Raw genomic sequence first — 7,390 nt, 5'->3', positions numbered from 1 at the left:
GACGGTCTTGCGGAGCCGCTCCCACAGGGCCGGGGAAACGCGGTGCGGTTCCTGTTTCCGGCCCCGATGGCCGAGTCCATCGCCTCGGTCACGCGGCACTGTTCGCACATCGGGCCGGTGGCCCGAAGCCACCGGGTGAGCCGCCCGCCCCGCCAATGGCGGGCGCTTTGCGCCCACCGGGCGGGCTCTGGCCTCTCGGTCACGGGCTGAAACGGCCTTGCTGACCCGCTCCCTCAGGGCCGGGAAAACGCGGTGCGTTTTCTCATCCGGCCCCCTGAAATGGCCGAGGCCATTGCCGAGGTCATGTTGAACCCTGTCTGCATCGGGCCGGTGGCCCGAAGCCACGGGACAACGCCCGCCCCGCCAATGGCGGGCGCTTTGCACCCACCGGGCGGGCTCTGGCCTCTGCCGGTTTGGCTGATCCGATCTTGCGTCACCGCTCCCACAGGGCCGGGAAAACGCCATGCGTTTTCTGACCCGGCCCATGGCCATGCCCCCTCACACCACCCGGCCCGCCTCCAGCCGGACCACGCGGTCCATCCGCGCCGCCAGCTCCAGGTTATGCGTGGCGATCAGCGCCGAAAGGCCGGTCTCGCGCACCAGCCCCATCAGCGCGCCGAACACCTGCTCCGAGGTGCCGGGATCGAGGTTCCCGGTCGGCTCATCGGCCAGCAACAGCTTCGGCGCATTGGCCAGCCCCCGGCAAAACGCCACCCGCTGCTGCTGCCCGCCCGACAGCTGCGCCGGGCGATGGCCTGCGCGATCTGCCACGCCCACCGCCTCCAGCAACCCACGCGCCCGCACTGTCGCCGCCGCCGCCGCCACGCCATTGGCGAGCTGCGGCAACACCACATTTTCCAGCGCGGAAAACTCCGGCAACAGATGGTGGAACTGATAGACAAACCCCACCGCCTCGCGCCGCGCCCGGGTGCGCTCTGCCCCCGACAGCCGGGTCATATCGGCCCCGTCCAGCACCACCCGGCCCCCATCCGCCGCATCCAGCAGCCCCGCGATGTGCAAAAGCGTCGATTTCCCCGCCCCCGAGGGCGCCACCAGCGCCACCACCTCGCCGCGCCCGATCGCCAGATCGACGCCGCGCAGCACCTGCACCTCGCCGGGCTGGCCGGCATTGTACACCTTGGTCACGCCCTCCAGCCGCAAGACCTCACTCATAGCGCAGCGCCTCCACCGGGTTCATCCGCGCCGCGCGCCATGCGGGCCAGATCGTCACAAGGAATGACAGCACCAGGGCCAGCCCCGCCGCCGAGATCACATCGCCCAGCTGCAACTGCGCCGAAAGGTGATAGATCGGCCGCACCGCCGGGTCCCAGACCCCACCACCTGCCACCCAGTTCACGAAATCGAAGATCGGCGTGAACCAATAGGCGAAGGCGCAGCCCATCACCACGCCTAGTGCCGTGCCCATCAGCCCGGTCACCGCGCCGCAAATCACGAAAATCCGCAGGATCGAGCCTTCGCTGAGGCCCATGGTGCGCAAGATGCCAATATCGCGCCCCTTGTTCTTCACCAGCATCACCAGCCCCGAGATGATGTTCATCGCCGCAATCAGCACGAGGATCGACATCAGGATGAACATCATCCGGTCCTCCACCGTCAGCGCCTGCAAGAAGGCCCCCGCACTGTCGCGCCAGGTCCAGAGCGCGGCGCCGATCCCAGCCGCCTCCAAGAGCGGCAGTTGCAGCGCCTCGACCTGATCGGGGTTTTGCACGAACACCTCGATCTCATCGGCGCGGCCTTCGCGGTTGAAATAGCTCTGTGCCTCGGCAAAGGGCAGATAGGCGCGGATGCGGTCAATATCCGGGCTGCCAGAGGTGAAGACATAGACCACCTCATAGGCATTCACCCGCGGGCTGGTGCCAAAGGCGGTTTTCGCGCCATCGGGCGAGATCAGGCGGATGCGGTCGCCCACCCCCACGCCCAGCTCGCGCGCAAGGCCCGCGCCGATCACCACGCCCGCGTCAAAGCGCGTGAGGTCGCCGTAATCCTCCTCGCCATCCACCACACTCGGCACGCTTGCCAGATCGCTGGCCGCCATGCCGTAGACCTCGACCCCGGCATTCACGCCATTGGCCGTGCCCATCACCTGCCCCCGGATCACCGGGGCGGCGCGCGTCACGCCCGGCACGGCGGCGATGCGTTCGGTGCGCGCGGCATAATCGGCAAAGCCCTTGAGCGGGCGCCCCGCCGGGTCCGTCCCGTCATTGCCATAGACCGTGATATGGGCATTGGCGCCCAGCAGCGTGCTGACGAACTCGGCCCGGAAACCCGCCCGCACCGCCATGGTGGCAATCAGCGCAAAGACCGCGAGCGCAATGCCGATCACGCTGATCCAGGTCATCACCGAGATCCCCCCCTCGGCGCGACGCGCCCGCAAATAACGCCAGGCGATCATCCATTCAAAGCGGGAAAACGGGGCGGTCTTGGCCAAGGGATACCCTTTCAACTGTGGCGCGCACCCTGCCCAAGGGGGGGAGAAAGGTCAAGTCACGCCCCTGTCAGGGCTTTTCCGCGCCGCCTCAAAATGGCCGAGGCCATCGCCGAGGTCATGTTGAAACGGGGGCGAGTTTGGTCCGGTGGCCCGAAGCCACCGGGTGAGCCGCCCGCCCTGCGGAGTGAGGCAGGACCGTGGCCCCTGATGGGGCCGCGTAAGCCTGCCAAACGGTGCTTCGCACCCCCCGGGCGGGCGCTTGCTTCTGACATAAAGTGGGCCATCGAAACGCGCTGCATTTTCTGCTTCGGCCCGATTTGGCCGAGGCCACCGCCGAGGGCATGTTGAAACGGGTGCGAGTTTGGGCCGGTGGCCCAAAGCCACCGGCCAGCGCCCGCCCTGTGGGGGGCGGGTGCTATCGCACCCACCGGGCGGGCGATGGCCTGTCGGTCCATCGGTTGAGACGGTCTCGCGGCGGCGTTCCCACAGGGCCGGGGAAACGCGGTGCGTGTCCTGTTTCCGGCCCCTCTGGCCGAGGCCATCGCCTAGGTCATGTGGAAACCTGTCCACATCGGGCCGGTGGCCCGAAGCCACCGGCTGAGCCGCACGCACTGCGGGTGAGGCAGGACCGTGGCCCATAATGGGCCGCGTAAGCCTGCCGAACGGTGCTTCGCACCCACCTGGCGGGCACTGGCCTCTGACTTATCTGCTGAGCCGGTCCGGCTCCACCGCTCCCACAGGGCCGGGAAAACGCGCCGCGTTCTCTGAGCCTGCCCGATTTGGCCGAGGCCATCGCCGAGGTCATGTTGAAACGGGGGCGTGTTTGGGCCGGTGGCCCAAAGCCACCGGCCAGCGCCCGCCCTGCGGGGGGCGGGTGCTATCGCACCCACCGGGCGGGCGATGGCCTGTCGGTCATCGGTTGAGACGGTCTCGCGGCGGCGTTTCCACAGGGCCGGAGAAACGCGATGCGTTTCCTGTTTCCGGCCCCGATGGCCGAGGCCATCGCCTCGGTCACGCGGCACCGTTCCCACATCGGGCCGGTGGTCCGAAGCCACCGGGTGAGCCGCCCGCCCGGCGGAGGGCGGGCTCTGGGCTCTCTCAGCTTGGCTGCAACGGTTTCCCCCCTCCGCTCCCACAGGGCCGCCCCACCGCCATGGCCAAGCCGCGCCCGGCCGCCTCAGGCGACCCGCCGCCGCCGGAACGGCCACATCAGCAAGGCCAACAGGGCATTCACCACTCCCCAACCGCCCAGAAACCCGATCCCCGCCGTGATCGCGCCATCCACCGTCACCGGCACCGCCGGGCGGAAATCGGCCCAGGTGGCGGCGAAAGTCTCGGGCTCGGCCAGACGCTGCGGCATCATCAGCCGCTCCAGCGGCGTCGCCGCGCGCAACAGCGCCAGATCGCCCGCCACCCGCTCGGCCCGCGCGAAAGTCCGGGTCAGATCGGCCCGGCGATCCTCCAGAAACGGCGTGCCCTGCACCTGCGCCAAAGCTTCATCCCGGCTCAGCAGATTGCGCGCGGCGCTGCGGTCGAAATCCTCCACCACCGCCTGCAAGGCATCAGCCTGCCCGGCCAGCCGTTGCAGATATTGCTGTGAAAACTCCGGGAATTGCGACAGCGCCGCCGCCCCCGCAATCCCGCCCGCCAGCGCCAAGACCCGCACCATCACCGCCCTCCACCCTGCGCGCCCAAGGCTCGCCCCGCCAGCCCGGCTTGTCAACCACCCCCATGGACAGCCCGCGCCCTGCGGTCTACCAAGGCCGGGCACGGCCAGCCTGCGCCGTGGCGCACACCGAACGGAGAGATTTCCATGCGTACGATTACCCTGCCGAAAACCGCCCTCGCGGCCCTTGCCACGCTCGCCCTGCTGGGCGCCTGCAAGGACGAGGAAGCAAAATGCACCCAGGAACAGGCCGAAGCCAAAATGACCGCCTTTGCCCAGGAAATGCAGAAAGTGGCCGCCAGCAACCCGGCCAAACTGGCCGAACTGGCCCCCAAGGCCGCCGAGATCCAGCAACAGCTGACCGCCAACCCCGATGACACCGCCGCCGCCTGCAAGGCGCTGGACGATCTGACGGCCATGCTGAAATAAACCGGCCGCGGAGGCAGCCCCGCGCTGCCTCCCTCCCCCGTCCGCCATGTTGCGCGAAACCCTCACCGCCCTGCGAGCCCTTGGCCTGTTGCGCCTGATGCTGGCCTGCGCCCTGAACGTCGCGGCCAATATCGCGCCCGGCTATCTGACCCAGAGTTTCGACGTCCTCTGGCTGGCTGCGGCGGCGATCACCGGCTATTTCATCTCGCACGCCGTGCCGACAGGCCAGCCCCTGTTCAGCACCGAGATCAGCTTGCGCCGCATCGGCCGCTATGCGCTGGCAAACCTGTGGGTCTATGGCCTGACAGTCTTGGCCCTGCTGCCGGGGCTGGTGGCGGCGGTCTCTCTGCTCGCCACGGGCATGGTGACCCTGATCGAAACGCTCGTGCCGCTGGTTTTCGGGGTTGTTCTGCCGGTGGCGGGCATCCTCGCGCTGTTCGGCACCGCTTTGCCGGCTGCCATCATGGGGGCACCCTATGGGCCGCGCGCGGCGCTGACCGATACGCGCGGCCAGCGTTGGCCCTTGTTCAAGGCGCTGCTTTTGGGGCAGGGACTGATCACCACCCTCAGCCTTGTGCTGTTGACCATCGCATTGGGGGGGATGATTGGCCATCTGCCCGCCTTGCTGGTGGGCGCGCTGGAGGGTTTGCTGTTCGCGCTCAGCGTGATCTTCACCGCCACCCTCCTCGCCGTGGCCTGGCGCCGCCGGCACCCGCCCGCCCCGCTGGCCGAGGTTTTCGCATGATGCCGCACCCCCTCCGCGCCGAGGCGCCGATGCTGCTGGCCGCCACGCTGGCGCAAAGCCTGCCCGGCGCGCCGGGGCAGGTTGCTACGGCGGGGGCGCTGTTGCTGCTGGCCTTCCGGCTGTATTGGCGGGCGCTGCGGGGCGCGCCGCCGCCGCTGATGCCCGGCGCGCCCTTTCTCGCCTTCATGATCCGGGTGGGGCTGGCGCTCGGGGTCTGGGTCATGCTGGTCAGCCTCGGCTTTGTCGGGCTGAAGGCGCTGCTGCCCGAGGCCCCGGCGCTGATCGGTGCCGCGCTGCTGGCAACGCCGCTGACGCTGGCCTTGGCGGTGACGGGCCTCGCCCCGCCCTTGCTGCCCGCCGACACCCCCCGCCCCGGCCTGCTGGCCGCGCTGAGGCCGCCCGCACTGCACCGCAGCGCGCTGTGGTTGCTGCTTCTGGTGCTGCCCGCCTGTGGCCTCGCGCTGGCGGCCCGGCTGCTGCTGCCCGGCCTTCTTGCCGCAGCGGCGCTCAGCGCCGCGCTGGCGCTGACCATCCTGACACTGGCGCATCTGTGGCGGTGTCTGGCCCCGCCCAGACCCGGCGCCGCGATCTTCGCCTGAAACGCCCCTTGCCTCAGATTCTCAGCCCCAGGCCCTCAGCTGGCCATCAGCTTGAACACCGTCAGCTGATGCCGATACATCCCGGCAAAGACGCATTCAAACCCGCCATCGCGATAGTCGCGCATATCCTTCTGGAAGGTATGGAAGGCCTCCATATAGGCCGGGTCCGCCAGCTTGTGTTCCTGCACCGGGTTCGTCACCACCAGAACCGAGCGCCGGGCGATCCGCACCATCTCGTCGATGATGAACAGCCAGTCGCTCGGGTGGCAGTAATGTTCCAGCGCGTCAAAGCTGATGACGGTATCAAAGCGCTTCGCCTCATAGGGATAAGGCACCTGCCCCGCATCGAAGAGATCGACATCGAGGCCCAGGCTTTCGATGATCGGCTGATAAAGCCAGCCCTGCGCCTCGCCCTTCTCGTTCAGAAAGCCATGGTCGTCGCGGTGCTGGCCGGGCACAAATTCATTCACCCCGCGCTCGCGGCTGTCATGGGGGTTCTTGCGGCTGATGAAATTCGGAAAGTCATTACCGCGCACCTGATGGCCCTTGTGGCGCAGGATCTCCAGCGTGGCGCCATGGGCGGTCGAAAGCTCCAGCACCTCGCGCGAGCGGGCGTTCTTCGCCATCAGCTCGGGCAGGTATTGCAGCAACAGCGCCCAGCTGCGGCGGATATTGCCGAAACGTTTCACATATTTGCCCTGCACCCGGTGCCGCGCCAGCTGCGCCACCTGTTCGGGGGTCAGGCTGTAGGGGAAGGTGAAATCCTCGGGCGGCGGGGCGTCGAAGGCCGCGATCACCTCATTGACCCCGGCAAAGCGGTATTCGCCGCCCTCCAGAAACTGCCTGTAATGCGCATCGCGCAGGCGTTTAAGGTCATCGACATAGCCCGCATGGCCGCGCTTGCGCCGACCGTTGATGACCGGATCACGGGCAATAAGCCCGGCATAATCTAGGGACATGGCTGCTCTGCCTTCGGTTTTTATTGTAGACGATTTTTCTACAATCTGAGGCAAATCGCCCGTTTCGGTCAAGACCCTCCGCCCCATCGCCCCGCGCACCGCGCCAAAGTGGCAATTCTGCCGCGATGGCGCCGCCTAGCGCGTCGGATGGCCGCAGCCATCACCGAGGCCCTGCGGTCCGGCTCCCAGATCGGGCCGGTGGCTAGATGCCACCAGGTGAGCCGCCCGCCCTTCGGGGCGCGGGCGATGGCCTCTCGGTCTCGCGCTGATCCGGTCTTGCTTCACCGCCCCCACAGGGCCGGAAAAACGCGATGCGTTTTCTAACCCGCCCCCAACTGGCCGAGGCCATCGCCGAGGTCATGCGACACCGTTTCCGCATCGGGCCGGTGGCCCGAAGCCACCGGCCAGCGCCCGCCCCGCCAGTGGCGGGCGCTTCGCTCCAGCCGGGGCGGGCACCGGCCTCTCGGTCTCGCACTGGGGCGGTCTTGCTCCACCGCCCCCACAGGACCGGGAAAACGCGATGCGTTTTCTGACCCGGCCCCC

8 protein-coding genes are annotated in these 7,390 nt (G+C 68.3%); 4 read left to right on the top strand and 4 right to left on the bottom strand.

The features are described from left to right. Positions 1–210 (top strand): hypothetical protein (locus JNN06_RS16150; protein ID WP_291240621.1); only part of this gene is annotated, 210 nt, incomplete at its 5' end. Positions 211–498: 288 nt separating this feature from the next. On the opposite strand, the gene JNN06_RS16145 is transcribed toward JNN06_RS16150, so the two are convergent. The 3 genes from JNN06_RS16145 to JNN06_RS16135 all read right to left on the bottom strand — a co-directional run bounded on the left by JNN06_RS16145 (position 499) and on the right by JNN06_RS16135 (position 4,118). Further along, complete coding sequence (locus tag JNN06_RS16145) at positions 499–1,173, bottom strand: ABC transporter ATP-binding protein (RefSeq protein WP_291240620.1); 675 nt, start codon at positions 1,171–1,173, stop codon at positions 499–501. Next, positions 1,166–2,449, bottom strand: coding sequence for a lipoprotein-releasing ABC transporter permease subunit (locus JNN06_RS16140; protein ID WP_291240619.1), 1,284 nt, complete (start codon positions 2,447–2,449; stop codon positions 1,166–1,168). Before JNN06_RS16140 ends, JNN06_RS16145 begins: the two co-directional genes overlap by 8 nt. 1,177 nt (positions 2,450–3,626) lie before the next feature. Next, positions 3,627–4,118, bottom strand: a complete 492-nt coding sequence (locus JNN06_RS16135; RefSeq protein ID WP_291240618.1) for a DUF2937 family protein — start codon at positions 4,116–4,118, stop codon at positions 3,627–3,629. 144 nt (positions 4,119–4,262) lie between these two features. Here JNN06_RS16135 and JNN06_RS16130 point away from each other — a divergent pair, with 144 nt between their 5' ends. From JNN06_RS16130 to JNN06_RS16120, 3 genes are read left to right on the top strand one after another with little or no spacing between them, the layout of a single operon-like run. After that, positions 4,263–4,544, top strand: a complete 282-nt coding sequence (locus tag JNN06_RS16130) for a hypothetical protein (protein WP_291240617.1) — start codon at positions 4,263–4,265, stop codon at positions 4,542–4,544. 46 nt (positions 4,545–4,590) lie between these two features. Beyond that, positions 4,591–5,289 (top strand): hypothetical protein, encoded by a 699-nt coding sequence (locus JNN06_RS16125; RefSeq protein ID WP_291240616.1) that lies wholly within the window; start codon positions 4,591–4,593, stop codon positions 5,287–5,289. Continuing rightward, entirely contained in the window at positions 5,289–5,888 is a 600-nt protein-coding gene (locus JNN06_RS16120) for a hypothetical protein (RefSeq protein ID WP_291240615.1), read from the top strand. The genes JNN06_RS16125 and JNN06_RS16120 overlap by 1 nt, the downstream gene beginning before the upstream one ends. Before the next feature lie 35 nt (positions 5,889–5,923). On the opposite strand, the gene JNN06_RS16115 is transcribed toward JNN06_RS16120, so the two are convergent. Then, the gene (locus JNN06_RS16115) at positions 5,924–6,847 is read right to left on the bottom strand and encodes a class I SAM-dependent methyltransferase (protein WP_291240614.1); all 924 of its coding nucleotides are present in this window, start codon (positions 6,845–6,847) and stop codon (positions 5,924–5,926) included. Positions 6,848–7,390 lie beyond the last annotated feature (543 nt).

The organism is Gemmobacter sp. (genome assembly GCF_016792925.1).
In the GTDB taxonomy this organism is placed as follows: Bacteria; Pseudomonadota; Alphaproteobacteria; order Rhodobacterales; family Rhodobacteraceae; genus Gemmobacter.
The sequence above is the reverse complement of the archived record's forward strand: the minus strand, read 5'-3'. Positions and strand labels throughout refer to the sequence as shown.

What these genes read in the sequence shown, in the direction of transcription:
- JNN06_RS16130 (WP_291240617.1), top strand. Translation starts at nt 4,263, where the DNA reads ATGCGTACGATTACCCTGCCGAAAACCGCCCTCGCGGCCCTTGCCACG.
- JNN06_RS16145 (WP_291240620.1), bottom strand. Translation starts at nt 1,173, where the DNA reads ATGAGTGAGGTCTTGCGGCTGGAGGGCGTGACCAAGGTGTACAATGCC.
- JNN06_RS16115 (WP_291240614.1), bottom strand. Translation starts at nt 6,847, where the DNA reads ATGTCCCTAGATTATGCCGGGCTTATTGCCCGTGATCCGGTCATCAAC.
- JNN06_RS16135 (WP_291240618.1), bottom strand. Translation starts at nt 4,118, where the DNA reads ATGGTGCGGGTCTTGGCGCTGGCGGGCGGGATTGCGGGGGCGGCGGCG.
- JNN06_RS16125 (WP_291240616.1), top strand. Translation starts at nt 4,591, where the DNA reads ATGTTGCGCGAAACCCTCACCGCCCTGCGAGCCCTTGGCCTGTTGCGC.
- JNN06_RS16120 (WP_291240615.1), top strand. Translation starts at nt 5,289, where the DNA reads ATGCCGCACCCCCTCCGCGCCGAGGCGCCGATGCTGCTGGCCGCCACG.